The sequence below is a fragment of the Saccharopolyspora antibiotica genome (assembly GCF_047200635.1).
GTDB lineage: Bacteria > Actinomycetota > Actinomycetes > Mycobacteriales > Pseudonocardiaceae > Saccharopolyspora_C.
This window is the reverse complement of record NZ_JBJZOI010000038.1, coordinates 1-26,039: the sequence shown is the minus strand read 5'-3', so window position 1 is coordinate 26,039 and position 26,039 is coordinate 1. Positions and strand designations below refer to the sequence as shown.

The 26,039-nt window shown below is 74.1% G+C and carries 22 protein-coding genes and 1 pseudogene; 10 read left to right on the top strand and 13 right to left on the bottom strand.

Going from position 1 to position 26,039, the window contains the following annotated elements:
* The first annotated feature begins 401 nt into the window (after nucleotides 1–401).
* Nucleotides 402–626, top strand: coding sequence for a hypothetical protein (locus ACL03H_RS23405; protein ID WP_412813465.1), 225 nt, complete (start codon nucleotides 402–404; stop codon nucleotides 624–626).
* 10 nt (nucleotides 627–636) lie between these two features.
* On the opposite strand, the gene ACL03H_RS23400 is transcribed toward ACL03H_RS23405, so the two are convergent.
* From ACL03H_RS23400 to ACL03H_RS23390, 3 genes are read right to left on the bottom strand one after another with little or no spacing between them, the layout of a single operon-like run.
* The gene (locus ACL03H_RS23400; protein WP_412813464.1) at nucleotides 637–1,203 is read right to left on the bottom strand and encodes a GNAT family N-acetyltransferase; all 567 of its coding nucleotides are present in this window, start codon (nucleotides 1,201–1,203) and stop codon (nucleotides 637–639) included.
* Nucleotides 1,193–2,704: an APC family permease gene (locus tag ACL03H_RS23395; RefSeq protein WP_412813463.1), complete on the bottom strand. Its 1,512-nt coding sequence runs from the start codon at nucleotides 2,702–2,704 to the stop codon at nucleotides 1,193–1,195. The genes ACL03H_RS23400 and ACL03H_RS23395 overlap by 11 nt, the downstream gene beginning before the upstream one ends.
* Before the next feature lie 59 nt (nucleotides 2,705–2,763).
* The gene (locus ACL03H_RS23390) at nucleotides 2,764–3,579 is read right to left on the bottom strand and encodes a GPP34 family phosphoprotein (RefSeq protein WP_412813462.1); all 816 of its coding nucleotides are present in this window, start codon (nucleotides 3,577–3,579) and stop codon (nucleotides 2,764–2,766) included.
* Nucleotides 3,580–4,011: 432 nt separating this feature from the next.
* Here ACL03H_RS23390 and ACL03H_RS23385 point away from each other — a divergent pair, with 432 nt between their 5' ends.
* Complete coding sequence (locus ACL03H_RS23385) at nucleotides 4,012–5,898, top strand: ABC transporter ATP-binding protein (RefSeq protein WP_412813461.1); 1,887 nt, start codon at nucleotides 4,012–4,014, stop codon at nucleotides 5,896–5,898.
* A 35-nt stretch (nucleotides 5,899–5,933) separates the two neighbouring features.
* Here ACL03H_RS23385 and ACL03H_RS23380 read toward each other — a convergent pair whose 3' ends face one another.
* Complete coding sequence (locus ACL03H_RS23380; protein WP_412813460.1) at nucleotides 5,934–6,422, bottom strand: MarR family winged helix-turn-helix transcriptional regulator; 489 nt, start codon at nucleotides 6,420–6,422, stop codon at nucleotides 5,934–5,936.
* Nucleotides 6,423–6,503: 81 nt separating this feature from the next.
* Between ACL03H_RS23380 and ACL03H_RS23375 the strand changes: the two genes are divergently transcribed.
* Complete coding sequence (locus tag ACL03H_RS23375) at nucleotides 6,504–7,295, top strand: dioxygenase family protein (RefSeq protein ID WP_412813459.1); 792 nt, start codon at nucleotides 6,504–6,506, stop codon at nucleotides 7,293–7,295.
* A gap of 19 nt (nucleotides 7,296–7,314) precedes the next feature.
* Here the strand turns inward: ACL03H_RS23375 and ACL03H_RS23370 are convergent, their stop codons facing one another.
* Nucleotides 7,315–8,271 carry a PHP domain-containing protein gene (locus tag ACL03H_RS23370; RefSeq protein WP_412813458.1) on the bottom strand — a complete coding sequence of 319 codons (957 nt, stop codon included), beginning with the start codon at nucleotides 8,269–8,271 and terminating at the stop codon, nucleotides 7,315–7,317.
* Nucleotides 8,272–8,351: 80 nt separating this feature from the next.
* Between ACL03H_RS23370 and ACL03H_RS23365 the strand changes: the two genes are divergently transcribed.
* Nucleotides 8,352–9,233: a LysR family transcriptional regulator gene (locus tag ACL03H_RS23365; protein WP_412813457.1), complete on the top strand. Its 882-nt coding sequence runs from the start codon at nucleotides 8,352–8,354 to the stop codon at nucleotides 9,231–9,233.
* Nucleotides 9,234–9,314: 81 nt separating this feature from the next.
* Nucleotides 9,315–10,382 carry a tartrate dehydrogenase gene (locus tag ACL03H_RS23360; protein ID WP_412813456.1) on the top strand — a complete coding sequence of 356 codons (1,068 nt, stop codon included), beginning with the start codon at nucleotides 9,315–9,317 and terminating at the stop codon, nucleotides 10,380–10,382.
* Between the two features lie 252 nt (nucleotides 10,383–10,634).
* Here the strand turns inward: ACL03H_RS23360 and ACL03H_RS23355 are convergent, their stop codons facing one another.
* From ACL03H_RS23355 to ACL03H_RS23340, 4 genes are all read right to left on the bottom strand, one after another.
* Entirely contained in the window at nucleotides 10,635–14,489 is a 3,855-nt protein-coding gene (locus tag ACL03H_RS23355; protein ID WP_412813455.1) for a HAMP domain-containing protein, read from the bottom strand.
* A gap of 4 nt (nucleotides 14,490–14,493) precedes the next feature.
* On the bottom strand, nucleotides 14,494–15,150 hold the full coding sequence (locus ACL03H_RS23350) for a response regulator (RefSeq protein WP_412813454.1): 657 nt from the start codon (nucleotides 15,148–15,150) through the stop codon (nucleotides 14,494–14,496).
* Nucleotides 15,151–15,551: 401 nt separating this feature from the next.
* A complete protein-coding gene (locus tag ACL03H_RS23345) occupies nucleotides 15,552–15,968 on the bottom strand; it encodes a CBS domain-containing protein (RefSeq protein ID WP_412813453.1) in 417 nt (138 codons plus the stop codon).
* 30 nt (nucleotides 15,969–15,998) lie between these two features.
* Complete coding sequence (locus tag ACL03H_RS23340; protein WP_412813452.1) at nucleotides 15,999–16,220, bottom strand: hypothetical protein; 222 nt, start codon at nucleotides 16,218–16,220, stop codon at nucleotides 15,999–16,001.
* A gap of 134 nt (nucleotides 16,221–16,354) precedes the next feature.
* On the opposite strand from ACL03H_RS23340, the gene ACL03H_RS23335 reads away from it, so the two are divergent.
* Nucleotides 16,355–17,737 (top strand): dihydrolipoyl dehydrogenase family protein, encoded by a 1,383-nt coding sequence (locus tag ACL03H_RS23335; RefSeq protein WP_412813451.1) that lies wholly within the window; start codon nucleotides 16,355–16,357, stop codon nucleotides 17,735–17,737.
* Nucleotides 17,738–17,963: 226 nt separating this feature from the next.
* On the opposite strand, the gene ACL03H_RS23330 is transcribed toward ACL03H_RS23335, so the two are convergent.
* Both ACL03H_RS23330 and ACL03H_RS23325 read right to left on the bottom strand, forming a co-directional pair.
* The gene (locus ACL03H_RS23330; protein ID WP_412813450.1) at nucleotides 17,964–19,619 is read right to left on the bottom strand and encodes a class I adenylate-forming enzyme family protein; all 1,656 of its coding nucleotides are present in this window, start codon (nucleotides 19,617–19,619) and stop codon (nucleotides 17,964–17,966) included.
* A 378-nt stretch (nucleotides 19,620–19,997) separates the two neighbouring features.
* On the bottom strand, nucleotides 19,998–21,539 hold the full coding sequence (locus ACL03H_RS23325) for an acyl-CoA synthetase (RefSeq protein WP_412813449.1): 1,542 nt from the start codon (nucleotides 21,537–21,539) through the stop codon (nucleotides 19,998–20,000).
* Between the two features lie 192 nt (nucleotides 21,540–21,731).
* Here ACL03H_RS23325 and ACL03H_RS23320 point away from each other — a divergent pair, with 192 nt between their 5' ends.
* Both ACL03H_RS23320 and ACL03H_RS23315 read left to right on the top strand, forming a co-directional pair.
* Complete coding sequence (locus ACL03H_RS23320) at nucleotides 21,732–22,403, top strand: TetR/AcrR family transcriptional regulator (RefSeq protein WP_412813448.1); 672 nt, start codon at nucleotides 21,732–21,734, stop codon at nucleotides 22,401–22,403.
* A gap of 221 nt (nucleotides 22,404–22,624) precedes the next feature.
* Nucleotides 22,625–22,807, top strand: a pseudogene (locus ACL03H_RS23315) (long-chain fatty acid--CoA ligase); the annotation flags it as partial.
* 162 nt (nucleotides 22,808–22,969) lie between these two features.
* Here ACL03H_RS23315 and ACL03H_RS23310 read toward each other — a convergent pair.
* Together ACL03H_RS23310 and ACL03H_RS23305 are read right to left on the bottom strand one after the other, a co-directional pair.
* Nucleotides 22,970–23,590, bottom strand: coding sequence for a PaaI family thioesterase (locus ACL03H_RS23310; RefSeq protein WP_412813447.1), 621 nt, complete (start codon nucleotides 23,588–23,590; stop codon nucleotides 22,970–22,972).
* Nucleotides 23,591–23,731: 141 nt separating this feature from the next.
* Complete coding sequence (locus ACL03H_RS23305; RefSeq protein WP_412813446.1) at nucleotides 23,732–24,496, bottom strand: crotonase/enoyl-CoA hydratase family protein; 765 nt, start codon at nucleotides 24,494–24,496, stop codon at nucleotides 23,732–23,734.
* Nucleotides 24,497–24,711: 215 nt separating this feature from the next.
* On the opposite strand from ACL03H_RS23305, the gene ACL03H_RS23300 reads away from it, so the two are divergent.
* Together ACL03H_RS23300 and ACL03H_RS23295 are read left to right on the top strand one after the other, a co-directional pair.
* Nucleotides 24,712–25,242, top strand: coding sequence for a DUF1697 domain-containing protein (locus ACL03H_RS23300; RefSeq protein ID WP_412813445.1), 531 nt, complete (start codon nucleotides 24,712–24,714; stop codon nucleotides 25,240–25,242).
* A gap of 106 nt (nucleotides 25,243–25,348) precedes the next feature.
* Nucleotides 25,349–26,039 (top strand): Hsp70 family protein (locus tag ACL03H_RS23295; RefSeq protein ID WP_412813444.1); only part of this gene is annotated, 691 nt, incomplete at its 3' end.

Below are 26,039 nucleotides of genomic sequence, written 5' to 3'. Positions count from 1 at the left end.
TTTTGTCCTCCCCCCCCCCCCCCCCCCGATCCTGCCACCTCCACCCGTCCGCGGGGACCGCCGTCCGCTCCCGGCTCTCGGCTTCACGCTCCGCGTTCGGCCGCCGAGGGCGGGGATCTCCGACCGGAACCCGCGCGCTCAGGTGAACTTCCCCCGAAATCCGGGTTTTCGGCCGTTTCCTCCGGTTGCTCCACCCTCGCTCGCCGCCGAATCGAAACCATCCGGCAACCCGCCGGGAGTACTCTCGGTGACCACGCCGGTGTTCACTCGCCCGCGAGCGGGCACGGCCAAGCGCACCCCGCCCTCGCGTCCTTCACTCGATCTGGTGAGGTCGGGAACCGGGTGGACCGGGTGGTGGTCGGAACCGGTTGCCGCCCGGCGTCGGCGAAGGGAGTCATTCAGTGGAACAGGTCCGCGCCCGGTTGCGCGGCGGGCCGGAGGACGGCCGCGAGGTCAGCGTCCCCGCCGATCCCACCGGCCATCCCGTACCGCGCATCACCGTTCCCGTGCGCCCGCCGCGCGAGCGCCGCGCCACGCCACCTCCGCTGCTGGTCTACGAGCGCTCGGGCTCGCACAGCACCGGGACCTGGGACTTCGAGTACGTCGGCGCCGAGTCCCAGACCTGACCCGAGGCGGTCACGCGCCGCCCACCGGACGCCACATCGGGTGCAGCACCGGTCCTCCGGGCAGCTCGATCGGCTCGCCCGCGTCGGCGTAGCCCAGCCGCAGGTACAGCGCGCGGCTGGCGGGGCTGCTCGCCTCCAGGTAGGTCGGCGACCCCGCCCGGTCGTGCTCGCGCAGGCTCGCGGTGAGCGCCGCCGTCCCCACGCCGCGGCCCTGCAGGTCCGGACGCACCCCGATCAGCGCCAGGTACCAGTGCGGTTCGCGCGGGTGCCGCGCGCCGGTGAGCTCGCCGAACGCCGCGAACCGGTCCGCGTGCGGCCCGGCCAGCTCCGCGATCCGCGGCTCCTCCTCGGCCGGCAGGCCGGGTGGTGAGCCGTCCTCGGCGCGGAGCCACACCTGGACCGCGGAGCGGGTGGCGCGCACCCGGCCGGCCCGGTCCGCGTGGTCGAGCAGCACGTCGAACCACGCCAGGTAGACCTCCTCCCGGATCCGCTCGTCCGGCACCAGCCAGCGCGACACCGCGTCGTGCACGAACGCGCTCACGAGCGTCCGGGTGCGCTCCGCCGGTTCACCTCGCATCGATGAGTTCCTCCGTCCGGGAGATCGTGGCGGACCGGGCTCCCATGCCGATCCGCGCGTAGGCGTCGGGGTACCGCGTCCGCAGCACCACTCCCCAGCAGAGCCCGGCGAGCACCACGACCAGGTAGGCGCCGGGAATCAGCCAGGGGGCCGGGGAATCCGGCGGGGCGCCGAGCACCACCGGGAAGGAAGCCAGCGTCAGCACCAGTACCCAGCCGAGCACCACCGCCGCCGCGCCCGGCGCCACCGCGGTCCGCCACCGCCCGTGGCTCGGCGCGGGAACCCGCATGAAGTAGCCGACGACGGCCCAGGAGGTCGCGGTCACCAGCAGCAGCACGCCCAGCGCACCGCCCGAGGCACCCCAGAAGAACAGGTAGGTCACCGGATCCCAGCCGGTCACCGCGAACAGCGCCACGACCAGCAGCGCCAGCGAGGTCTGCGCGGCGGAACCGGCCACGGGCGCGGCGGAGCGGGCGCTGGTGGTCGCCAGCCGCGCCGGGGCGAGACCTTCGCGGCCGAGCGCGAACAGGTAGCGGGCGCAGACGTGGTGGAACGACAGCATTCCCGCGAACAGGCTCGTCACGTACAGCGCGGATCCGGCGGTCACCGCGGCGGCGGGGAGCCGATCCGCCGCCAGCGCGAACATCAGCTCGGTGGAGTGCTCCCGGGCCTGGCCGACGATGGCCTCCGGGCCGGTGGCCACGGTCAGGGCCCAGGTGGACGTCCCGTAGAGCAGGCCGATCACCACCAGCGAGGCGTAGGTGGCGCGGCGGACCGTGCGCGGGTCGCGGGCCTCCTCGGCCAGCACGGTGGAGTTCTCGAAACCGATGAACCCGGTGAAGGCGATTACCAGGATCACCCCGGCCGCACCGGTGCCCAGCTGCGCGGGGTGCAGCGTGGTCAGCGATGCGCCCGGCTCCGCGGGATCGCTGACGAACGCGAGGTCGTAGAGCAGGATGATCGCGATCTCCGCGAGCAGCAGCACCCCGAGGATGCGGCCGTTCGCGTCGATGCGCAGCAGGCTCAGCAGGGCCACCAGCCCCACCCCGAACGCCGCGAACAGCCACCACGGCAGCGCCGGGCCCCCCGCCTGGCGGACGAAGCTGGCGGCGCCGACCCCGAATCCGCCGACCAGGCTGACCTGAACCAGGTTGTAGGCGAGCACCGCGACCCCGCCCGCGGCGGTGCCGGGCACGCGGCCGAGCCCGCGGGCGATGTAGGCGTAGAAGGCGCCCGCGTTCTCGACGTGGCGGGCCATCGTCACGTAGCCGATGGCGAACAGGCCCAGCACGCCCGCGATGGCGAGGTAGCCGACCGGGATCCCGTTGACCCCCGAGACGGCGAAACCGCTGACCGCACCGCCGCCGACCACCGTCTCCGGGGCGGCGGCCGCGATGGTGAAGAAGACGATCGAGCAGGTCCCCAGCCGGGACGCGGCGAGCGAGTTCGCCACCGGGCCCGGGCGGCGGCGCGGTGGCACGGGGTCGACGGACGTGGGCACAGCGGTTCCTCCTGCGGTGCGGTGGGGTCCGGATCGGCGATCCGGGGGGCGGGGCGCGCTCACCGGCGCGGGGTCATGGCCCACTGCTCGCGGGCGGCGGCCACCTCGGCCACCACGACGCGGAGCCCGGAGGGCAGCCTCGGCAGCCACTGCTCGGCGCGCCGGGCGGCCTGCCGCAGCACCGGCTTGGCCAGCCCCAGCCGGCCGGCCACTCCGGTGCCGGTGGCCAGCAGCGCGAGCGCGATCTCGGCCTGGGCGTCGGGAACAGTGATCATCCCGGAGCGGACGGCCGCCGACTCCTCCTGCGCGAACAGGTCCGCCAGCTCCTCGGCCGGGGCGCGTTCGTCCAGCCGGGACGCGCGCCACGCCACCGCGGGCGCGGTGCGCCACCCGGCGGAGACCTCGACCTCCCGCAGCACGTCGGTGATCGTGAGCCGGGCCCGCACCTTCTCGACCGAGGTGTCGGCCAGGTAGCGGATCCAGGTCCGCACGTCGTGGTCCGGCTCGGCGCGGACCTCGCGCAGCACCGACCAGGACAGGAAGTCCGGTGGCATCCCCGCGCCCGCGGGGCGCACGGTGGGCTCCGCGTCGATCTCGCCCTCCAGCAGCAGTTCCGCGAGCAGGCCACCCGCGCAGCCCAGCGCGACCAGCCACGGGTCCACCCGGGGCGCGAGCCGCTCCGCACCGGTGTGCGCGGCCAGGAAGTAGCGGTCGGCCAGCCGCAGCGGGATGCGCCCGCTGCGCGTCGGCCGCTCCCGGGCGGCCCTCCCCAGGAGCGCGACGGGCGGATCGCGGCGGGTCCCGGCCGCGGTCGTCAGGACCGACCTCGGCAGCCGGGTCGGGCGGCCGTGGACCGCGCCTTCGTGCATCGACATGAACACCCCAGTGGTTCGGTTCCCCCGGAAACGCGCTCCGCGACGATCGCGCTGCGTCCCCGACCCCGGACACACGGTAATCGCTCCCGGTCGCGGGCAAGATCCTCCGGAAGCGCGACGTCGCTGTGATCAACCCAACCGGTCTTCGCTCGTTCGAGTGGTTGATCAGGGCAACCGCCCGGAACCCCTTGACGCGCAGGGGAAGCAGCGGGCCGAACGCCGCCGGCCGGAGGACCCGGGGCGAGATCATCCGACTTCCGGCCGGAACACCGGGGCTCCCCGAGGTGTTTGACTTCGAGCTAACGCGAAGTCGCACCATGGGCGCCGGAGACCACCACGCCCGACGCACCGCGCGGCCCCGGAGCGGACCGCACCGGGCCGGCCGCCGCCCCCGAACCGGGCGGCCGGTCCGCGAACCGAGAGGACCACCACATGACCAGCTGGGAGATGATGCGCTCCTTCGCCAGCGACGACTCGGTGACCAGGCAGCGCCTGGCACCGGGCCTGACCAGGCGGATCGCGCGCTACGCCCGGCCCTACCTGCGGGACATCGTCCCGTTCCTGGTGCTCATCGCCGCGTCCGCGGTGCTGGGCATCATCCCCCCGCTGCTGTTCAAGGCGATCATCGACCAGGGCATCCTGCCCCGGAACACCGGCGTCGTGGTGTGGCTGGCGGTGATCGTCGCGCTCGTCGCCGTGCTGGAGGCCGGGCTCTCGCTGCTGCAGCGCTGGTACTCGGCGCGGCTCGGCGAGGGGCTGATCTACGACCTTCGCTCCGAGGTCTTCGACCACGTGCAGCGGATGCCGATCGCGTTCTTCGTCCGGGCGCAGACGGGTTCGCTCGTGAGCAGGCTCAACACCGACGTCATCGGGGCGCAGCGGGCGCTGACCAGCACGCTGTCCTCAGTGGTCTCGAACGTGCTGAGCCTGGTGCTGGTGCTGGCCACGATGTTCACGCTGTCCTGGCAGATCACGCTCATCGCGCTGGCGCTGCTGCCGCTGTTCCTGTTCCCGGTGCGCTGGGTGGGGCGCCGGTTGCAGCGGATCACCCGCGAGCAGATGAAGACCGACGCGGAGATGAGCTCGCTGATGACCGAGCGCTTCGGCGTGGGCGGGGCGATGCTCGCCAAGCTCTACGGCCGCGCCGACGAGGAGACCGAGCTGTTCTCCTCCCGCGCCGCCCGGGTGCGCGATCTCGGCGTCGTCTCGGCGATGTACAGCCGGGTGTTCTTCGTGGCGCTGACGCTGCTGGCCTCGCTGGCCACGGCCGTGGTCTACGGGCTCGGCGGCGGGCTGGTGGTGTCCGGGGCCTTCGAGCTCGGCACGCTCGTCGCGCTGGCCACCCTGCTGAGCAGGCTCTACGGCCCGCTGACCGCGCTGTCGAACGTGCACGTGGACGTGATGACGGCGCTGGTGAGCTTCGACCGGGTCTTCGAGGTGCTGGACCTGCGCCCGATGATCGAGCAGAAGCCGGAGGCGGTGGAGCTCGATGCCCGCGCGGAGCCCGCGAGCGTGGAGTTCACCGACGTGTCCTTCCGCTACCCGGCCTCGGCCGAGGTCTCGCTGGCCTCGCTGGAGTCGGTCGCCCGCCCGGAGAACGCTCCCGCGCACGAGGTGCTGCACGACATCAGCTTCCGCGCCGAGCCGGGGCAGACCATCGCGCTGGTCGGCCCCTCCGGCGCCGGCAAGACGACGATCACGAACCTCGCCGGGCGGCTCTACGACGCGGACTCCGGCAGCGTGCGGGTCGCCGGGCACGACGTGCGGGACGTGACGTTGCGATCGCTGTACTCGGCGGTCGGGGTGGTCACCCAGGACGCGCACCTGTTCCACGACACGATCCGCGCCAACCTCGGCTACGCCCGCCCCGGCGCCTCGGACGCGGAGCTGCTGGCGGCGCTGCGGACGGCGCAGTTGCAGCACCTCGTCGACGAGCTGCCCGACGGGTTGGACACGGTCGTCGGCGATCGCGGTCACCGGCTCTCCGGCGGCGAGAAGCAGCGGCTGGCGATCGCGCGGCTGCTGCTAAAGGCTCCGCCGGTGGTGGTGCTGGACGAGGCCACCGCGCACCTGGACTCCGAGTCGGAGGCGGCGGTGCAGCGGGCGCTGGCCACGGCGCTGGCCGGCCGCACCGCGCTGGTGATCGCGCACCGGCTGTCCACGATCCGCGAGGCCGACCGGATCCTGGTGATCTCCGAGGGCCGCATCGCAGAGCAGGGCACCCACGCCGACCTGCTCGCTCAGGACGGCTTGTACGCGGAGCTGCACCGCACCCAGTTCGCCCGCGAGGACGACCTGCCCGAACCGGCGTCCAGCTGAGGTGGGCGGCGTCCCCGTCCCGGCGGGGGCGCCGCTCAGTCCGTCAGCGGCCTGGTCCCCATGCGGCCGTCGGGGTCGACCCGGCGGAGCAGGGCGCCGCAGATCTCGCCCATCTGCTCGACCTGCGGGGCGGTGAGCCCGTCGAGGACCAGGTCCCGGACCCGTTCGACGTGGCCCGGTGCGGCCTCCTCGACCTTGCGGAACCCGGCGTCGGTGAGCTGGGCGAGATTGCTGCGGCCGTCGCGGTCGGAGCGGGCGCGGCGCACCCAGCCGTTCTTCTCCAGCCGGGCCACCACGTGCGAGACGCGGGACGGGGAGGCGCTGGCCCGCGCGGCGAGGTCGCTCATCCGCAGCGAGCGGTCGGGCCGCTCGGAGAGCATCGCCATCACCCAGTAGCCGAAGTGCGTCAGCCCGGAGTCGCGCTGGAGCTGCGAGTCGAGGGCGGGCGGCAGCAGGGTCATGAGCATCGCGAGCTGGCGCCATGCCTTCTGTTCGTCATCGCTCAACCAGCGCGTTTCACCCACCGAGCCAGTCTAACCAGACCGCTTGCAGCGCCACGAGGCTTTCCCTACGCTATTCCTTGAAGCTTCAAGCAAGGAGTCGCGATGACCGCCTCGCAGGTCGGGCCGATGCCCGCCCTCTACCTCAGCCACGGGGCGCCGCCGCTGGTCGACGACGCGCTGTGGACCGGTCAGCTCAGCGGCTGGGCGGCCCGCCTCCCGCGCCCGCGGGCGATCCTGGTCGTCTCGGCGCACTGGGAGTCCGCACCGCTGGTGCTCGGCGCCACCGCCGACGCGGTGCCGCTGACCTACGACTTCGGCGGCTTCGCGGAGCGCTACTACCGGGTCCGCTACCCCAGCCCGGGAGCGCCGGAGCTCGCGGCGGCGGTGGCCGCGCTGATGCCGGACGACGAGCCGGTCGCCCACCAGCCGGACCGGGGACTCGATCACGGCGCCTACGTGCCGCTGACCGTCATGTACCCGGAAGCCGACGTCCCGGTGCTGCAGATCTCGCTGCCCACCCTGGATCCGGCGCGGCTGCTGGAGCTCGGGCGCAGGCTCCGGCCGCTGCGCGAGCAGGGCGTGCTCATCATCGGCTCCGGGTTCACCACGCACGGGCTGCCGCACCTCGTGGACCCGAGGCCGCAGGCCCCGGCGCCGTCCTGGTCGCGGGAGTTCGACCTGTGGGCGGGCGAGGCGCTCGCGCGGGGCGCGGTTGACGAGCTCGCCGACTTCGCCCACCGCGCTCCCGGGATGCCGCACGCGCACCCGACCGCCGAGCACTTCGCGCCGCTGTTCGTCGCCCTCGGCGCCGCCTCCGACCCCGAGACCCCGCCGGAGCAGGTCATCGACGGTTACTGGATGGGACTCGCCAAGCGCTCCTTCCAGGTGGACTGACCCCGGCGCCAGGAGGAGCTCACCGGGCGTTGATGACGCGCTCCGCCGGGATGCCGCAGCGCTCGGCCCGCGCGCAACCGTTGATCAACCAGGCGAGCTGACCGGGAGCGTGGGCGTCGGAGTCGATCGCGAACTCGCAGCCGAGCTCGGCGGCGCGCTCCAGCAGCCGCATCGGGGGATCCAGCCGCTCCGGCCGCGAGTTGATCTCCACCGCGACCCCGTGGTCCCGGCACGCGCGGAAGACCTCCTCGGCGTCGAACTCCGAGGGCGGGCGCTTCGAGAGCAGCCGCCCGGTGCAGTGGCCGAGCACGTCGACGCGCGGGTTCGCCACCGCGGCGCACAGCCGCCGGGTCAGCTCCGCCGACGGCATCCGCAGCTTCGAGTGCACGCTGGCGACGACCAGCTCCAGCTCGGCCAGCAGTCCCGGGTCCTGGTCGAGGCCGCCGTCGTCGAGGATGTCGACCTCGATGCCGCTGCGGATCCGGAACGGGGCCAGCTCCGCGTTGAGCTCGGCGACGAGCTCCAGCTGCGCGCGCAGCCGCTCGGCGCTCAGCCCGCGCGCCACCGTCAGCCGCGGCGAGTGGTCGGTGAGCACCATCCACTCGTGCCCGAGGTCGCGGGCGGCGCGGGCCATCTCAGCGACCGGGCTGCCGCCGTCCGACCAGTCCGAGTGGGTGTGGCAGTCCCCGACCAGGCGGTGCAGCAGCGCGGCGCCCTCCCCCGGCTCGGGTTCGGCGTCGCGCAGCCGCGCCAGGTAGTCGGGGACCTGCCCGCGCACCGCCTGTTCGACGACCCGGGCGGTGGTGCGGCCGAGCCCCGGCAGCTCGGTGAGCCGCCCGGACTCCACCCGCCGCGCCACGTCCGCGCGATCCTCGGCCACCTCGGCCGCGCGGCGGAACGCCCGGACCCGGTAGGTCGGTTCGGCCGCCCGCTCCAGGTGGAAGGCGATCTCGCGCAGTGCGGCGACGGGGTCCACCACTCCGTGATAGCCGCTGTTCGCCCGGCCCGCACCCCGGGCGGGAGGATGCTGGCGCACAGGAGAACCCGGGAGGCACGGTGGACGCGCGGCAGCTGGAGTACTTCGTCACGATCGTCGACGAGGGCGGGTTCCACCGCGCCGCCGGGCGCCTGCACGTCGCGCAACCCTCGCTCTCCCAGGCCGTGCGGGCCCTGGAGCGGGACGTGGGCGTGCCGCTGTTCCACCGGCTCGGGCGGCGGGCGGTGCTCACCGAAGCGGGCCGGGCGATGCTCGAACCGGCGCGGCAGGTCCTGCGCGACCTGGAGACGACCCGGGCGGTGGTCGACTCGGTCAAGGGGTTGCGCACCGGGCGCGTCCAGCTGGCCGCGCTGCCCTCCCAGTCCGTCGAACCGCTCACCACCATGATCGAGCGCTTCCACGCCACCGATCCCGGCGTGCTGGTGTCGGTGCTGCCCGCGATCACCGCTCCGGAGGCCGCCGACATGGTGCGCGGGGGCAGCGCCGAGCTGGGACTGATCGGGGCGGCCGAGGACTTCGCGCTGCCGGGCCTGAGCGCGCACCTGGTGGAGCGGCAGCGCTTCGTCGTGGTCACCGGCCCGGACGGGCCGTGGCGGGCGGGGCGCGTGGTGCGACGGGTGGAGCTGGCCGGGCAGCGGATCATCACCTCGCAGCGGGGCAACCGGATGCGGCACGTGATCGACGAGGCCCTGGCCGAGGGCGTGGACCTGCGGATCGCGGTGGAGACCGCGCACCGGGAGGCCGTCCTGCCGCTGGTGCTGCGCGGCGTGGGCATCGCGGTGCTCACCGAGGGTTGGGCGGAGTTCGCCCGCGCCAGCGGGGCCGTGGTGCTGCCGCTGGAGCCCGCCGCCGAGCTGCGCATCTCGCTCATCCACCGGCCGGCCCCGCTCGCCCCGGCCGCGCAGCGCTTCCTGGAGGTCGCCCGCGCGGAGCGCTCCTGACCCCGCTGATAGGCGGCGCCTATCCGGCAGATGCGTTGCCGGTCTTGGACGAACCCGGGTGCCCCGGAGTGGGATGGGGGCATGGCTGATCACGAGATCGCGGTCCTGCCCGGCGACGGCATCGGCACCGAGGTGGTGCCGGAGGCGCTGCGGGTGCTGGACGCGGTGCGCGCGAAGTACGGGACCACGTTCGCCTTCCGGCACTTCGACTGGAGCTGCCAGACCTACCGGGAGACCGGGCGGATGATGCCGGAGGACGGCCTGGACCAGCTCCGCGACAGCGATGCCGTCCTGCTCGGCGCGGTCGGCTGGCCCGGGGTTCCCGACCACGTCTCGCTGTGGGGGTTGCTGCTGCCGATCCGCCGCGAGTTCGACCAGTACGTGAACCTGCGCCCGGTGCGGCTGCTGCCCGGGGTGACGCCGCCGGTGCGGGACAAGCAGCCGGGCGACATCGACTTCTGGGTGGTGCGGGAGAACACCGAGGGCGAGTACTCCCGGCTCGGCGGCAGGCAGGGCGAGGGCACCGAGAACGAGATGGTGCTGCAGACGGCCGTGTTCACCCGGCGCGGCACCGACCGGATCCTGCGCTACGCCTTCGACTTCGCCGAACGGCTCGGCCGCTCCCACGTGACCTCGGCGACGAAGTCGAACGGGATCTACCACTCGATGCCGTACTGGGACGAGCGGTTCCGGGCGATCGCGGCCGAGCACCCGGACATCGCGGTGGACCAGGACCACATCGACATCCTGTGCGCGCGGTTCGTGCTGCACCCCGAGCGGTTCGACGTGGTGGTGGCCAGCAACCTGTTCGGCGACATCCTCTCCGACCTCGGACCGGGGGTGACCGGCACGATCGGGGTCGCGCCCTCGGGAAACATCAACCCGGAGCGGCGCTTCCCGTCGACCTTCGAGCCCGTGCACGGCTCGGCGCCGGACATCGCCGGTCGCGGCATCGCGAACCCGGTGGGGCAGATCTGGTCGGCGGCGATGATGCTCGACCACCTCGGGGAGTCGGAGGCCGCGGCCGACGTGGTCCGCGCGATCGAGTCGGTGCTCGCGGCCGGGTCCGTGCGCACCCCCGACCTCGGGGGCGCGGCGAGCACCGAGGAGCTCGGCGGTGCCGTCGCCGCCGCGCTCCTGGCGGAGTGATCATCGCGCGCGGCGCCCCCGTCCGGCACCGGTGACCCGGGAGAACGGATGGCGCCGCGTGATCCGAACGACACGAGGCGACACCACCGCGCGGGGCGGTCCGCACCGGGGCGGTAGGGTGCATCGTTCCGGCCTCGTCTGTCCCCCGAGCGGGGCCGGAATCCCCACCCCGGATCGAAGCCGTTCGCGGTCCGCGCCCCTGCCGGTCCCCGTGGCCGTGCACCCGGGCCTCCCCCAGGTCGGCCGGTGGGTTCAGGTCGCGGGCCGGAGGTGCTCCTCCAGCAGGCGCAGCAGGAGTTCCGCATCGACCGGTTTGGTGACGTGCTCCGTGGCCCCGGCCGCGAGGCTGCGCTCGCGGTCGCCGAGCATCGCCTTCGCCGTCACCGCGATGATCGGCAGGTCGCGGTGGCGCGGGATCCGCCGGATGGTGCGGATCGTGGAGTCGCCGTCGAGCTCCGGCATCATCATGTCCATCAGCACCACCGCCACGTCCTCGTGCTCGCGCAGCGCACCCAGCCCCGCCACCCCGTTGTCCACGCACACCACCCGCAGCCCGTGCTGCTCCAGCAGGGCCGTCAGCGCGTAGACGCTGCGCGGGTCGTCGTCGACCACCAGCACCTTCTGCCCGTCGAAGTGCCGGAAGCGCGGTTCGTCGGCGGGCGCGGTCACCCGCGCGGCGGTCTCCGGCTCCAGCAGCGGCGGGTCGATGCCCTCGGCCGCCACGTCGAAGTGCAGCTGCGCGTCGCTGGGCCAGCTCTCCGGCGCGGGCACCGGCTCCACCTCGGCCACGGCCTCGGGTCCCGGCTCGGGCGCGGGTTCGCTCCGCGGCTCCTGCTCGCGCATCCGCAGCGGCAGGTGCAGCGTGAACGTGCTTCCCCGCCCGGGTTCGCTGTCCACCACGAGCTCCCCGCCGAGCAGCGCGGTGAGCTCGCGGCTGATCGACAGGCCCAGCCCGGTGCCGCCGAACTCCCGCACGATCGTGCCGTCGCCCTGCCGGAACGCCTCGAAGATCCGGTTGAGCTTGCCGGCGGGCACCCCGATCCCGGTGTCGCGCACCGAGAACGCGATCAGCTCCGGCAGCGCCCGCAGCTCCGGGCTGTTCGCGGCGGCGGGATCGGCGCGGGTGATCTCGAACCGGACCCGGCCCTGCTCGGTGAACTTCACCGCGTTCGACAGCAGGTTGCGCAAGATCTGCTCCAGCCTGCTCTGGTCGGTGCGCAGCTCCGGGGGCGCCGATCCGGACACCTCGACCTCGAACGCCAGCCCCTTGTCCTCCGCCAGCGGCCGGTACTGCGCTTCCAGGTGGCGGGCCAGGTCGGTCGGGTCCACCTGCTCCGGCAGCACCGTCATCCGCCCGGCCTCCACCTTGGACAGGTCGAGGACGTCGTTGATGAGCCCCAGCAGGTCGCTGCCCGCCGCGTGGATGGTGCGGGCCAGGTCCACCTGGTGCTCGGTGAGGTTGCCCTCGGCGTTGTCGGCGAGCAGCTTCGCCAGCAGCAGCGAGCTGTTGAGCGGGGTGCGCAGCTCGTGGGACATGTTCGCCAGGAACTCCGACTTGTAGGCCGAGGCCTGGGACAGCTCGCTGGCGCGCTCCTCCAGCTGCTGCCGGGCCTGTTCGATCTCGCTGTTCTTGATCTCGATGACCCGGTTGCGGGCCGCCAGCTGCTCGGCCTTCTCCGCGAGCTCGGAGTTCGAGCGCTGCAGCTCGTTCTGCTGCTGCTCCAGCTGTTCGGAGCGCGCCCGCAGCTCCCTGGCCAGGTGCTGCGACTCGGTCAGCAGCGCCTCGGTGCGGGAGTTCGACAGGATGGTGTTCACCTCCACCCCGATCCGCTCCTGCAAGCGCTGCAGCAGGTCCACCCGCAGTTCGCTGAACTCGTGCACCGATGCCAGCTCCAGCACCGCGAGCACCTGGTCCTCGAACAGCACCGGAACCACGACCACGCCCACGGGGGTCATCTCGCCCAGCCCGGAGCTGATCCGCAGGTAGGCGGGCGGGGTCTCGCGGACCATGATCGTGCGGCGGTCGGCGGCGGCCTGGCCGACCAGGGATTCGCCCGGTGCGAACCGCTCCGGGACCCCGGTGCCCGGGAGGCCGTAGGCGGCGGCGCGGGTCAGCACCCGGCCTTCCGCGGTGTCCTGGGCCAGGTAGAAGGCGCCGTACTGCGCGGACACCAGCGGCACCAGCTCGCTCATGATCGACGAAGCGAGGGCGGCGAGCTCACCGCGCCCCTGCATCAGCCCGGACAGCCGGGCCAGGTGCGTCTTGAGCCAGTCCTGCTCCTCGTTGGTGCGGGTGGTCTCGGCCAGGTTCGAGATCATCGCGTTGATGTCGTCCTTGAGCTCGGCGACCTCCCCGCTGGCCTCCACGGTGATCTGCCGGGTGAGGTCGCCGCTGGTCACCGCGTTCGCCACGCCCGCGATGGCCCGCACCTGGGTGGTGAGGTTGCCCGCGAGGCGGTTCACGCTGTCGGTGAGCCGCTGCCAGGTGCCCGACACGTCGGCGACCTCGGCCTGCCCGCCGAGGCGGCCCTCGGTGCCGACCTCGCGGGCCACCCGGGTGACCTCGGAGGCGAAGCTGGAGAGCTGGTCGACCATCGTGTTGATCGTCGTCTTGAGCTCCAGGATCTCGCCCTGCGCGTCCACGTCGATCTTCTTCGACAGGTCGCCGCGCGCGACCGCGGTGGTCACCTGGGCGATGTTGCGGACCTGGTTGGTCAGGTTGCGCGCCATCAGGTTGACGTTGTCGGTGAGGTCCTTCCAGGTCCCCGCCACGCCGGGCACCCGCGCCTGGCCCCCGAGGATGCCCTCGGTGCCGACCTCGCGAGCGACGAGGGTGACCTGCTCGGCGAACGCGCCGAGGGTCTCGACCATGCCGTTGATGGTCGCGGCCAGCGCGGCCACCTCGCCCTTCGTCTCCACGGTGATCTTCTTCGACAGGTCGCCGCCCGCCACGGCCGAGGCCACGGCGGCGATGTTGCGGACCTGGGCGGTGAGGTTGTCCGCCATCAGGTTGACGTTCTCGGTGAGGTCCTTCCAGGTCCCCCCGACGCCGGGCACCCGCGCCTGTCCGCCGAGCTTGCCCTCGGTGCCGACCTCCCGGGACACCCGGGTGACCTCGTCGGCGAAGGCGGAGAGCTGGTCGACCATCGTGTTCAGGGTGTTCTTCAGCTCCAGGATCTCCCCGCGAGCATCCACGTCGATCTTCTGGCTGAGGTCGCCGCGCGCGACCGCCGTGGCGACCTGGGAGATGTTGCGGACCTGCGCGGTGAGGTTGTCCGCCATCAGGTTCACCGAGTCCGTCAACCCGCGCCAGGTCCCCGCCACCCCGGGCACCCGCGCCTGTCCGCCGAGCCTGCCCTCGCTGCCGACCTCCCGGGACACCCGGGTGACCTCGTCGGCGAACTCGGAGAGTTGATCCATCATCGCGTTGAGGGTGTCCTTCACCTCCACCATCTCGCCGGAGACCGGGACGGTGACGCGGCGGCTCAGGTCGCCGCGCGCGACGGCCCCGGCGACCTGGGCGATGTCGCGGACCTGCCCGGTGACGCTCGCCGTCATCCGGTTCACCGAGTCCGCGAGGTCCCGCCAGGTGCCCGCCAGGCCCGGCACCTCGGCGCGGCCGCCGAGCCTGCCCTCGACGCCGAACTCGGAGGCGACCCGGCTGAGCTCCGAGGCGAACAGGGACAGCTGGTCGAGCAGCTCGTTGACCGCGTCGGCGGCCTCGCCGAAGCCGCCGGGCAACCGCTCGCCCGCGCGGCGCGGCATCCGCTGAGTCAGATCGCCCGCGGCCACCGCGGCCAGCACCCGGCGCAGCTCCTCGGCCGGCCGCAGCGAGGCGTCCAGCAGCGCGGCCGCCGACCGCTCCGCCTCCCGCCAGCCGCCGTCGCCGCCGAAGTCCGGCGGCGGGTGCGGGCGCTCGCCGCGCTCGGCGGCCTCGGCGACCCGGCGCAGTTCGCCGACGAGGTGCTGGTCGCGAGCGGCGAGCTCGTTGAACGCGGCGGCCAGGTCCGCGTCGGGCCCGGAAGCGGGCACCCGGCGGCGGAAGTTGCCGTCCCGCAGGTCCCGCAGCCCGGCCAGCAGCCGTTCGCGGCCCGGATCGGCGCCCACCGGTTCACTCCTTGCCGCGGGTGCCGCGGTCGAGCCGCAGCTCGGTGGCCAGCACGGCGGCCTCGCTGCGGTGGCGCATGGCGAGCTTCGCCAGCATCTGCGAGACGTAGTTCTTGATGGTCTTCTCCGCGAGGTACATCCGCCGCGAGATCTCGCGGTTGGTCAGCCCCTCCCCGATCAGTTCGAGCACCTCCCGCTCCCGGGAGGTCAGCTCGCGCAGCGGGTCGGCGCGCTCCTGCTCGCGGCGCAGCCAGGACAGCATCGCCTCGGTCTTCTTCGGGCTCAGCAGGCTCTGCCCGGAACCGACCGTGCGCAGCGCGCTGAGCAGCTCCTCGCTGACGACGCCCTTGAGCACGAACCCGGACGCGCCCGCGAGGATCGCGTCCAGCAGCGCGTCGTGGTCGTCGAAGGAGGTCAGCATCAGGCACCGCAGCTCCGGGTCCCGCGAGCGCAGCTCCCGGCACAGCTCGACGCCGTTCCCGTCGGGCAGCCGCACGTCCAGCACGGCCACGTCGGGCCGGTGCTGCGGCACCAGCGCCAGCGCCTCCGCCGCCGATGCCGCCTCACCGACCAGTTCCAGCTCGGAATCAGATTTCACCAGGGCTGCCACGCCCCGCCGGATCACCTCGTGGTCGTCGACCACGAACACGCGCATCGCCATCTCGCTCGCCGGCCTCCCTCGGGGGTCACTGCGGACACCAGGGCTCTGACCAGCATAAGCGCGAGGAGCGGTTACGCGCCCGGAGCGGAGTGGCGGCGATCCCGCAGCGCGTACGCCGACACCGGCGCCACGGCGGAACCGCCCAGCCCCGGGCTCAACCGCCCGGCGTACCAGGACGACTGGCACTGCTCGCGGCAGAAGTCGTCGGACGGGCTCGAAGACGGGATCGGTTCGCGGCAACTCGCACAGGTCCTCATCTGCACCGCCTCCACATCGGGAAACCGTTGTGACAGGTCCGTGCGCTTCAGTGCACCTGCCCGGTGTTCCACCGAGGTTGCGGGGAGGTCACGGAACCGCGCCCGCTCGGCGCACCGCCCGATCGCCTTCCGGTCAGCGGGAGCTCACCGCGCCGCGCAGACGCTCTCGACGAAGTGCGCGAGCTGCTCGTCGCTGACGTTGCGGGCCAGGTCGGCCTCGCTGATGATCCCGACCAGGCGGTGCCGGTCGATGACCGGCAGCCTCCGGACCCGGTGCCGCTCCATCATGGCCAGCACGTCGGCCGCCTCCGCCTCCGCGTCGACCCAGTGCGGGGTGCCCCTCGCGAGCTCCCCGGCGGTCATCTCCGCCGGATCGCGCCCCTCCGCGCAGCAGTGCATCACGATGTCGCGGTCGGTGAGCATGCCGTGCAGCCGGTCGTCCCGGCCGCAGATCGGCAGCGAACCGACTCCCATGTCGCGCATCATCCGCGCGGCGGTGCGCAGGTTCTCCTGCTCGCCCACGCAGCGCGCTCCGGCGTGCATGATCTCGTGCGCCTTCATCACCGCCTCCTCCTGAACCGGCCGCACCGCTCACCCCGGGTGCATCAAGCGGTCGAACACCTCGTTGGCGTGCGCCCAGTCGGTCGTGAGCACCGCGTCCGGGACGTCGTCAGCGGTGACGACGAAGCCGGGCTCGGCGATCCGGCGGCGCAGCTGCACGAGGTGGCCCCCCGGGGAGCGTCCCATCCGCTCCCCGTTGTCCCGGGCGATGCTCTGGCCCGGGACCAGTGCGGTGGTGTCGGTGTCGGCCATGCTCTCCGTTGTAGTGACTCCCGCGCCCCGCCGCAGGCCGGTGGCGGGGCGGGTGCGGCGGCGACCGAGCAGTGGTGCGCTGGTGGCGGGAGAGGCGCCCCGGATCCGGGGCAGGGCGAGAACAGGAGCGAGGAATGGCAGCCGAAGAGGTCGACGCGGTCGTGATCGGCATGGGACCGGGAGGCGAGGACGTGGCCGGGCGCCTGGCCGCCGCCGGGTTGGACGTGGTGGGCGTCGAGGCGCGCCTGGTCGGCGGTGAGTGCCCGTACTACGCCTGCATCCCGACCAAGATGATGGTGCGGGCGGCGGACGCGCTGGGCGAGGCGCGACGGGTGCCGCACCTGGCGGGCACGGCATCGGTGCGCGCGGACCTCACCCCGGTGGCGAACCGGATCCGGGACGAGGCGACCACCGGCTGGGACGACGCGGCGGCGGTGCGCCGGTTCGAGGGCACCGGCGGGCGGCTGGTGCGCGGGCGCGGGCGGCTCACCGCGCCCGGTGAGGTCGCCGTGGACACCGCCGACGGGCAGCTGACCTTCCGCGCCCGCAAGGCGATCGTGCTCAACCCGGGCAGCGATCCCGCCGTCCCGTCGGTGGAGGGGCTGGCGGGCACGCGGTACTGGACGAACCGGGAGGCGGTGGCGGCGCGCACGGCACCGGATTCGCTGCTGGTGCTCGGCGGCGGGCCGGTGGGGGTGGAGTTCGCCCAGGTCTTCGCCCGGTTCGGCAGCGCGGTGACGGTCGTGGACACCGGGGAGCGGCTCCTCGGCCCGGCCGAGCCGGAGGCCTCCGCCGTGCTGGAGCGGGTGCTGCGCGCCGAGGGTGTCGACGTGCGCACCGGCGCGCGGGTGCGGCGGGTCTCGCACTCCGGGGACGAGTTCCAGGTGGAGTTCGAGGGGGGCGACCCGGTGCTGGTGCGACGGCTGCTGGTGGCCGCGGGCCGGCGCACCGACCTGGCAGCGCTCGGCGTGGGGGCGGTGGGGCTCGACGAGGCGGCCCGCACCATCCCGGTGGACGAGCGGCTGCGCGCCGCCGACGGCGTGTGGGCGATCGGCGACGTGACCGGGCACGGAGCGTTCACCCACACCTCGGTCTACCAGGCGCCCATCGCGGCCGCCGACATCCTCGGGCAGGACTCCCCGCCCGCCGACTACCGCGCGGTCCCCTCGGTGACCTTCACCGATCCGGAGGTCGGGATGGTCGGGTTGACCGAGTCCGCCGCGACCGGCCGGGGTCTGCCGGTGCGCACCGGGCTCGCCGAGCTGTCGTCGACGCCGCGCGGCTGGATCCACGGGCCCGGGAACGACGGGTTGATCAAGGTGGTGGCCGATGCCGACCGGGACGTCCTGGTCGGGGCCACCGCGGTCGGCCCCGGTGGCGGCGAGGTCCTGGGCGCGCTGGCGGTGGCGGTGCACGCGGAGGTGCCGATCTCCGTGCTGCGGCAGCAGATCTGGGCCTACCCGACGCTGCACCGCGCGATCGGCGCGGCCCTGGAAGACCTCGGCCCCCGGGCCTGAGAGGACCGGAGCCCGTGCACCGCGCGCCGCCACCACCGCCGCGCGGCGCACGGGCAGCCCGCGCTGGGCGCGCGCCGGAACGCGGCCGGCACCACCTCCTCCGGGCGCCCGGGGGCGGCGCGACGGGCGCGGGTGGGCGTCCGGCTCCGCCCGCGACGTGCGGTGACGAACCCGTGCGAGGCGGGCCCCGGTGCCCGGGACGAGCCCGGCGCGCACCGGGTTCCCGTCACGAGGCGAGGTCGCGGCGCAGGTCGCGCTTGAGCACCTTCCCGGTGCCGGTGCGGGGCAGCGGGCCGGAGCGCAGGAAGACGTGGTCGGGGATCTTGAACGCGGCGAGGCGCTCGCCGACGTGCGCGCGCAGCTCGTCGGCGTCCACCTCGGCGTCCCGGTGCAACCGCACCACCGCCGCGACCTGCTCGCCGAGCTCCCGGTGCGGCAGGCCCAGCACGGCCGCGTCGGCCACGGCGGGGTGTTCGAACAGCGCGGCCTCCACCTCCGCGCAGTACACGTTCTCACCGCCGCGGATCACGATGTCCTTGATCCGGTCCACCACGTGCACCCAGCCGTCGGTGACGTGGCCGAGATCGCCGGTCCGGAACCAGCCGTCGACGAACGCCTCGGCGGTGGCCCCGGGGTCGTTCCAGTAACCCCGCACCACGTTCGGGCCCCGGAACCACAGCTCGCCGACCTCGCCGGGGCCGACCTCCTCGCCGGTGGCGGGATCGACCACGCGCAGGTCCGCGCCGGGCACGCAGCGGCCGACCGCGTCGGGGTGGGTCACGTACTCGGCGCCGGTGTTGTTCACCACCGCCGACGTCGTCTCGGTGAGCCCGTAGCCGTTGCCGGGCGCCACGTCCGGGGCGAACGCGGTGCGCACCAGGTGCACCAGGTCCGGCGGGATGGGCGCGCCGCCCATGTTCACGGTCGTCACCGAGGGCAGGTCGGCCTCGGCCGCGCGGGCCAGGTCGCGCAGCACGGTCGGCACGCCCGCGATCGTGGTGAGCCGCTCGGTGCGCACCAGGCGGATCGCCTCGGCGGCGTCCCAGCGGTGCATCGTGACGACCTTCGCCCCCGCCAGGGTCGCCGAGCACATCCCGGACAGCCCGGCGATGTGGAAGATCGGGAAGGTCAGCAGCACCGAGACCGGGGCCTCCGGACCGGGCTCCTGCCCGTCCGCCGCGAGCGCCGCGGCCCGGCCCAGGGCCATGTTCCACAGGTTCGTGCAGTGGTTCCGGTGGGTGGCGACCGCGCCCTTGGGCCGCCCCGTGGTCCCCGAGGTGTACATGATCGTGGAGTCGTCCTCCGGATCGACCGCGACCTCCGGGAGCACCGCCTCCCCGTCCAGCGACGCGAGCAGTTCCGCCCAGCAGCGCACGCCCTCCGGCGGGCTGTCCCCGCGCACCTGGACGACCTCCAGCTCCCCGAAGCCGGGCGCGAGCTCGGCGACCCGCTCGGCGTCGGCGAACAGCACCCGCGCCCCGGAGTCCTCCAGCGCGAAGCGCAGCTCCGGCCCGGTCCACCAGGCGTTGAGCGGCACCGCGACGAGCCCGGCCGCCTGCACCGCCCAGAACACCGGGGCCCACTCGGGGTAGTTGCGCATCGCGATCGCGACCCGATCTCCCCGCCGCAGGCCGAAATCGGCCAGCAGCGCGTGCGCCAGTCCGGTGGCCACCCGCAGGTGCTCGGCGAAGGTCCAGCGCTGGTCGCCGTGGACGAGGTAGTCGGCGTCGCCGTGGGCGGCGGTGCTCAGCAGCACCTCCCGCAGCGTCCGCGGGCCGGTGGCGTAGACCCGCATCGGGATGCCGCGCACCTCTCGCTCGACGAGTTCGAAGTCCCCGCCGGGGCCGGTGAGCTCCGCGAGCAGCCGTTCCCGATCGGCCATGTCCGCGCCTCCTCCCCGGTCCGCGCTGACCGGTCGTTGATCGCGATGCCCCCAGTCTGCGCCCGCGCGGCCCCGCCGGACCAGCCCCCGAACCGCCGCATCCGCTCCTCCGGCGCGGACGTCGGGGCCACGGCGGCAGGTGCTCGGGGAAGTCCGCGCCGATCACCTCGGGGAACCGTGCCGCGCACTCGTCCAGGGCGGCCGAAACGCCCGCGGCGACGTCGGGCCCCGCACCGGGGTCGTGCACGGCGCGGGAGTCCAGCCGGTGCGCCCGACCGGGCTCGCGGCGCCGAGCGCGGCCCGCATCGACCGCAGGGTGGCCGCGCGCACCGCCCGGTGCCGATCGATTCGAGCTCGCCCGCCGCCACGACGCCGCGCTCAGGCCGGTTCGGCCGCGTACCGGGCCTTGAGGGCGCCCTTGACGAGCTTGCCGGTCGGGGTGCGCGGCAGCTCCGGCAGGAAGTCCACGCCGCGCGGAGCCTTGTGGTGCGCCAGCCGGGCGCGCACGAACTCCAGCAGCTCCCGCTCCAGCTCCGGCCCCGGCTCGACGCCGGGCGCGGGCTGCACCACGGCCTTCACCGACTCCCCCATCTCCGGGTCCGGCACCCCGATCACCGCCACGTCGGCGATCCGGGGGTGCAGCGCGAGCAGGTCCTCGATCTCCTGCGGGTAGATGTTCACCCCACCAGAGATGATCATGAACGCCGCGCGGTCGGTGAGGAACAGGAAGCCCTCGTCGTCCAGGTAGCCGATGTCGCCCACCGTCACCCAGGCCGGGTGCTCCGGGTGCCGCGCCGCGCGGGTCTTGCCCGGATCTCCCCAGTACTCGAACGACGCCCCCTCCCGCTCGAAGTACACCGCGCCCACCTCCCCGGCGGGCAGCTCCGCGCCCTCGTCGTCGCAGATGTGCGGGACGCCCAGCACCGCGCGGCCCACCGACCCCGGTTTCCGCTGCCACTGCGCGGAATCGATGAACGTCATGCCGATGCCCTCGGTCGAGGAGTAGTACTCGACGAGCACCGGGCCCCACCAGTCGATCATCGCCTGCTTCACCGCCACCGGGCAGGGCGCGGCGGCGTGCACGGCGACCCGCAACGAGGACAGGTCGTAGCGGGCGCGGACCTCGGCGGGCAGCTTGAGCATCCGCACGAACATCGTCGGCACCCACTGGGCGTGCGTCACCCCGTAGCGCTCGATCGCGCGCAGCGCCTGCTCTGGCTCGAAGCGCTCCATCAGCACCACGGTGCCGCCCAGCGCGTGCGTCGAGGCGCAGTAGCGCAGCGGCGCGGCGTGGTAGATCGGCGCGGGCGAGAGGTACACCGAACCGGGCCCGATCCCGTACAGCCCGGCCACCACCGGGGTGAGGACGTCGCCCTCCTCGTCGATCCCGCGCTCCGGCAACTCGGGTCGAATCCCCTTGGGGCGCCCCGTGGTCCCGGAGGAGTAGAGCATGTCCGCGCCGCGCGGCTGCACCGCCGGGGCCACCGGCGAGGAGCGGGCGAGCACGTCCTCGTAGTCCGCGCAGCCCGCGACCGCGCCGCCGTGGGCGAGCCGCATCGCCAGCCCGGGAGCGGCCGCCACCACCTCGGCCGCCACCTCGGCCAGCGCGGCGGAGACGACGAGCGCCGCGGCGCCGGAATCCTCGACCACGTAGGAGATCTCGGCGGCGGTGAGGTGGCTGTTGACGGCGGTGATGTAGCAGCCGGAACGCACCGCGGCCCAGTACACCTCGAAGGCCTCGGGGGCGTTGTCGGTGAGCAGGGCCACCACGTCGCCGCGCTCCAGCCCCGCCTCGCGCAGCGCGTTCGCGAGGCGCACCGATCGTTCTTCGAGCTCCCCGTAGGTCACGCGGAGCCCGGAACCCGCCATGATCACGGCGGGCCGTCCGGGATCGGTCGCGGCGTGGGCACCTGGGTACATGCGGTTCCTCCTCGAACCCCGACCTCGCGGCCGCGGGCCTCCGCCGCCCGGCGATGCGGCGGAGGCCGAGGCGGCCCGGCGCCCGTCTTCGGGCGCACCGGCCCCCGACGAGCCTGGCACCAGCGCACCGGGGCGGTCAATGCCGACTGCTTCGCGGGTCACGGCGAACGCGGCGCCGGGTACGCTCGTCCGGTGGTCCAGTCCGACAGCGCCCCCACCCCGAGCGCCCGCGCGACCCGGGCGTCCGGCGCCGCGCCCCGCACCCGCGAGGAGCGCACCGCCGACAGCCGGGCGCTCATCCTCGACGCCGCCGTCGACTGCCTCATCGAGCACGGCTACTCCGGCGCCTCCACGCTGGTGATCCAGGCGAAGGCCGGGGTCTCGCGCGGGCGGCTGCTGCACCACTTCCCGTCCCGGGACGGACTGCTGGTCGCCGCCGCGCAGCACCTCGCCAACACCCGCCTCGCGCGGACCCGGGTGCACGCCGAGCACAAGCTGGCGGCGGAGCCCGAAGGCCCCGCGCGCACCGACCGCCGCATCGAGCTGCTGTGGGAGACCTTCCAGGAACCGCACTTCTGGGCGGCGATCGAGCTGTGGACCGCGGCCCGCACCAACCCGGCGCTCGGCGCCGCGCTGCGCCCGGAGGAACGCGGGCTGCGGGCGGCGATCCGCGAGGTGACCGACGGGATCTGGGGCCCGGTCGTGCGGTCGCACCCGAACTACGAGCTCCTGCGCGAGCTGCTGTTCACCAGCATGCGCGGCGCGGCGATGCCCTACGCCTTCGAGGACCGCTCCCCCGCGACCGATCCGCACCTCGCGCTGTGGAAGGACCTCGCGCACCGGCTGCTCGACGAGACGAGCTGATCCCCGCCTCCGCGCTCGCGACGCGGCGGGCAGCGACGCGAACCGAGCGGCGCCGGCCTCTCGTTCGCGTCGGTCTGATGCCGTCCGCGCGCCGGCGATGAGCGGCTCCTCCCGTTCTCCCGGGGCGAGGTCGCCGATCCGCGGGTGCTCGAAGCGCGCCTCGGCACCTCTCCCCGGCCGCACGTCGCGACGAGCCCACGACGTCCGGGGAGCGCTGGGGCGAGACCCCGCTCGCGGTGCTGGTCGCCCGCGATCCCGCCGATCCGCCGGACGCCGGGGAGGTGGAGCGGTACTGCCGCGCGCACCTCGCGGGCCGCGAGCGGCCCGGGCACGTGGCGATCCTGCCGGAGCTGCCCCGGAATCCGAGCGGCGAGGTGCTCAAGACCCGGCTGCGCGACGCCTGAGGGCCGGTCCGCGGCCACCGCGCGGGCCGAGCGAACGCTTCACCGGCCCGGTGCCCGCGAGCCGGTGCGCGGGCGCGCGCGAACCGCCCCGGCAGACCGTCCGCGGGCGGCCGGTGAGCTCGGACCGAAGCCCGGCGCGCGGGGCATCGCGCCCGCCGAACCTCAGGGTTTCGACCAGCTCGGCCGGGAGTCGCCGAAGATGCGGGCGACCTGCTCGGCGTTGGGGACCACGAAGATCCCGGTGGCCTCCACCAGCGCGGTGCCCGGGTCCTCCTCGGTGGCGATCGTCGCCTTCGGCCCGGTGCGGCGGTCGGTGGCCGACTCCTCCGGCACCCAGGCGGTCAGCAGCAACGGGGTCTCCAGCGGCACCGGCCTGCGGTAGCGCAGCGACAGCGAGGCCGTCAGGCCCGGTCGGCCCCGGGCGGCGTGCGCGTGCCCGAGGATCTGGTCGAGGAGCATCGCGCTCACCCCGCCGTGCACGTAGCTGTGCGGCCCCTCGTAGGAGAGCCCGAGGGTGCAGCGGCCCACGGCGACGCCGCCCTCGACCCGCACCTCCAGCGGCGGTGCGATCGGATTCCCGGGCCCCACCACCGGGTTGTACATCCGCCTGCCGGGACGCGCCTCGTCCACCGACGGCGGCGTGCGCCGGGTGCGGGTGGCCTCGCCGAGCGGTTCGGCCAGCTCGCGGGCCTGGTTCGCGATCTTGCGCAGCGTGGCGACGTCGACCTCGGTGCGGGTGGCGGCCCCGGTCAGCGCGCGCAGCGCGGCACCGAGCTCGCGCACCGCGAGGGCGCGGTCCTGGTCGTGGTCCGCACCGGAACCCTCGGGGTCGCGCTCGGCGTCGGACTGGCTGCGGCAAGCGATGGCGGTGCTCCTCGTCCTCGGTGCGGGGTCAGCGATGTCGGCCCCGCTCTCAGGTCTCGTTCATTCCCCGCGCCAGACCGGGGTGCGCTTCTCGGCGAAGGCGCGGGCGCCCTCTTGCGCGTCGGCGGAGGCGAACACCGGCGCCACCAGTTCCGCCTGGGCGGCGAAGGCCTCGGCGTCGGTCCAGCGCACCGCCCCGGAGACCAGTTGCTTGGTGGCGCGCACGGCCAGCGGACCGTTCGCGGCGACGCGGGCGGCCAGCTCCACGGCGCCGTCGAGCGCCCCGCCCGGTTCGGTGAGCCTGTTGACCAGGCCGTGCGCGTGCGCCTGCTCGGCGGTGAGCGGGTCTCCGGTGAGCGCCACCTCCATCGCCAGCTGGTAGGGCAGCGCCTTCGGCAGCCGCAGCAGCCCTCCCGCCGCGGCGACCAGCCCGCGCTTGACCTCGGGAAGCCCGAACTTGGCCTCCCGGGAGGCGACGACGAGATCGGCGGACAGCGCGAGTTCGCAGCCGCCCGCCAGCGCCCAGCCCTCGACGGCGGCGATGAGCGGCTTGAGCGGCGGCCGCTCGGTCAGCCCGCCGAAGCCCCGCCCGGGCAGCGCGGGCCGCTCGCCCCGGGTGAACGCCTTCAGGTCCATGCCCGCGCAGAACGTGCCGCCCGCACCCGTGAGGATGCCGATGGTCAGGTCGGCCCGGGATTCGAGCTCGTCGACGGCGGCGGCGATCCCCTCGGCGACGGACCGGTCGACGGCGTTGCGCGCCTCCGGGCGATCGATGGTGATCACGGCGATCCCGTCGCCGAACTCGGTGCGGACGCTCTCGCTCACGCTGCTCTCCTCTGCTCGCGGGCGTCACCCGACCGGTGGCGTTCCGCCGGGCAGTGTGACCCGCGGCCGAAAAAACGGTCAAGCCGGACCGCCGGCAGCCGGTGCGCTGCCGCCCGATCCCGTGATGTTCGCACCGCGCCCAGCGGTGCCGGACCGTCGGGGGTGCGCGCCAGACTGCGCGGGTGGGGCTGTCCGGAAGAGCGAGGAGGTGTTCGGTGCGGCAACGGCAGATCGCCCTGTTGCGCGGGGTGAACGTGGGCGGGCGAAACCGGGTGCCGATGGCCCGCTGGCGCGAGGTGCTCGCCGAACAGGGCTTCGAGCGGGTGCGCACGCTCCTGCAGAGCGGCAACGCGGTGTTCACCGCCCCCTGCCCGGCCGAGGAGTCGGAGCGGCGCGTGGCGGCGGGCCTCGCCGCGGAGTTCGGTCTCGACGTGCCGGTGCTGGTGCGCACCCGCGACGAGCTTGCCGAGGTGGTGGCGGGCGATCCGCTGGCCGGGGTCGCGACGATTCCGGCGCGGTACCTGGTGACGTTCCTGTCCGGGCGGCCGGACCCGGCGGTGCTGGACCCGGCGGCGTGTGCCCCGGACGTGGTGCGCTTGGGCGAGCGGGAGGCCTACGTGTGGTGCCCGGAGGGCGTGCGGAACTCGCGGGTGCCGCAGTCCTGGTGGGAGAGGCGCCTCGGCCTCCGCGCGACGTCCCGGAACTGGTCGACGGTGATCCGCCTGCTGGAGCTGGCCGGTTCCTGAGCCCCTGCCGGGACGTTCTCCCCTGGCGACCCGACGCCCCGAGCGCTGACGCTGGGCCCAGCAGCGACGTGACGCCGCCGCAGCGCGGCCGGGCGAGGAGGCGCAGATGGGCCGAGCCGTGGGCATCGACCTGGGGACGACGAACTCGGTGGTGGCCGTGCTGGAGGGCGGCGATGCCACGGTGATCGCCAACTCCGAGGGGTCCCGCACGACGCCCTCGGTCGTGGCCTTCGCCCGCAGCGGCGAGCTGCTGACCGGGCAGCCGGCGAAGAACCAGGCGGTCACCAACGTCGATCGCACCGTCCGGTCGGTCAAGCGCCACATGGGCACCGACTGGAAGACCACGATCGACGGCAAGGACTACACCGCCCAGGAGATCAGCGCCCGGGTGCTGATGAAGCTCAAGCGGGACGCCGAGACCTACCTCGGCGAGGACGTCACCGACGCGGTGATCACCGTGCCCGCGTACTTCGACGACGCGCAGCGCCAGACCACGAAGGAAGCGGGCCAGATCGCGGGGCTGCAGGTGCTGCGGATCATCAACGAGCCCACCGCGGCCGCGCTCGCCTACGGACTGGAGAAGGGCGAGAAGGAGCAGACGATCCTGGTCTTCGACCTCGGTGGCGGCACGTTCGACGTGTCCCTGCTCGACGTCGGCGAGGGCCTGGTGGAGGTCAAGGCGACCTCCGGGGACACCGACCTCGGAGGGGACGACTGGGACCAGCGGATCGTCGACTGGCTCGTGGAGAAGTTCCAGGCCTCCTCGGGGATCGATCTGACCAAGGACAAGATGGCCC

What these genes read in the sequence shown, in the direction of transcription:
- ACL03H_RS23400 (WP_412813464.1), bottom strand. Translation starts at nt 1,203, where the DNA reads ATGCGAGGTGAACCGGCGGAGCGCACCCGGACGCTCGTGAGCGCGTTC.
- ACL03H_RS23390 (WP_412813462.1), bottom strand. Translation starts at nt 3,579, where the DNA reads ATGTCGATGCACGAAGGCGCGGTCCACGGCCGCCCGACCCGGCTGCCG.
- ACL03H_RS23385 (WP_412813461.1), top strand. Translation starts at nt 4,012, where the DNA reads ATGACCAGCTGGGAGATGATGCGCTCCTTCGCCAGCGACGACTCGGTG.
- ACL03H_RS23375 (WP_412813459.1), top strand. Translation starts at nt 6,504, where the DNA reads ATGACCGCCTCGCAGGTCGGGCCGATGCCCGCCCTCTACCTCAGCCAC.
- ACL03H_RS23360 (WP_412813456.1), top strand. Translation starts at nt 9,315, where the DNA reads ATGGCTGATCACGAGATCGCGGTCCTGCCCGGCGACGGCATCGGCACC.
- ACL03H_RS23350 (WP_412813454.1), bottom strand. Translation starts at nt 15,150, where the DNA reads ATGGCGATGCGCGTGTTCGTGGTCGACGACCACGAGGTGATCCGGCGG.
- ACL03H_RS23345 (WP_412813453.1), bottom strand. Translation starts at nt 15,968, where the DNA reads ATGAAGGCGCACGAGATCATGCACGCCGGAGCGCGCTGCGTGGGCGAG.
- ACL03H_RS23340 (WP_412813452.1), bottom strand. Translation starts at nt 16,220, where the DNA reads ATGGCCGACACCGACACCACCGCACTGGTCCCGGGCCAGAGCATCGCC.
- ACL03H_RS23335 (WP_412813451.1), top strand. Translation starts at nt 16,355, where the DNA reads ATGGCAGCCGAAGAGGTCGACGCGGTCGTGATCGGCATGGGACCGGGA.
- ACL03H_RS23330 (WP_412813450.1), bottom strand. Translation starts at nt 19,619, where the DNA reads ATGGCCGATCGGGAACGGCTGCTCGCGGAGCTCACCGGCCCCGGCGGG.
- ACL03H_RS23325 (WP_412813449.1), bottom strand. Translation starts at nt 21,539, where the DNA reads ATGTACCCAGGTGCCCACGCCGCGACCGATCCCGGACGGCCCGCCGTG.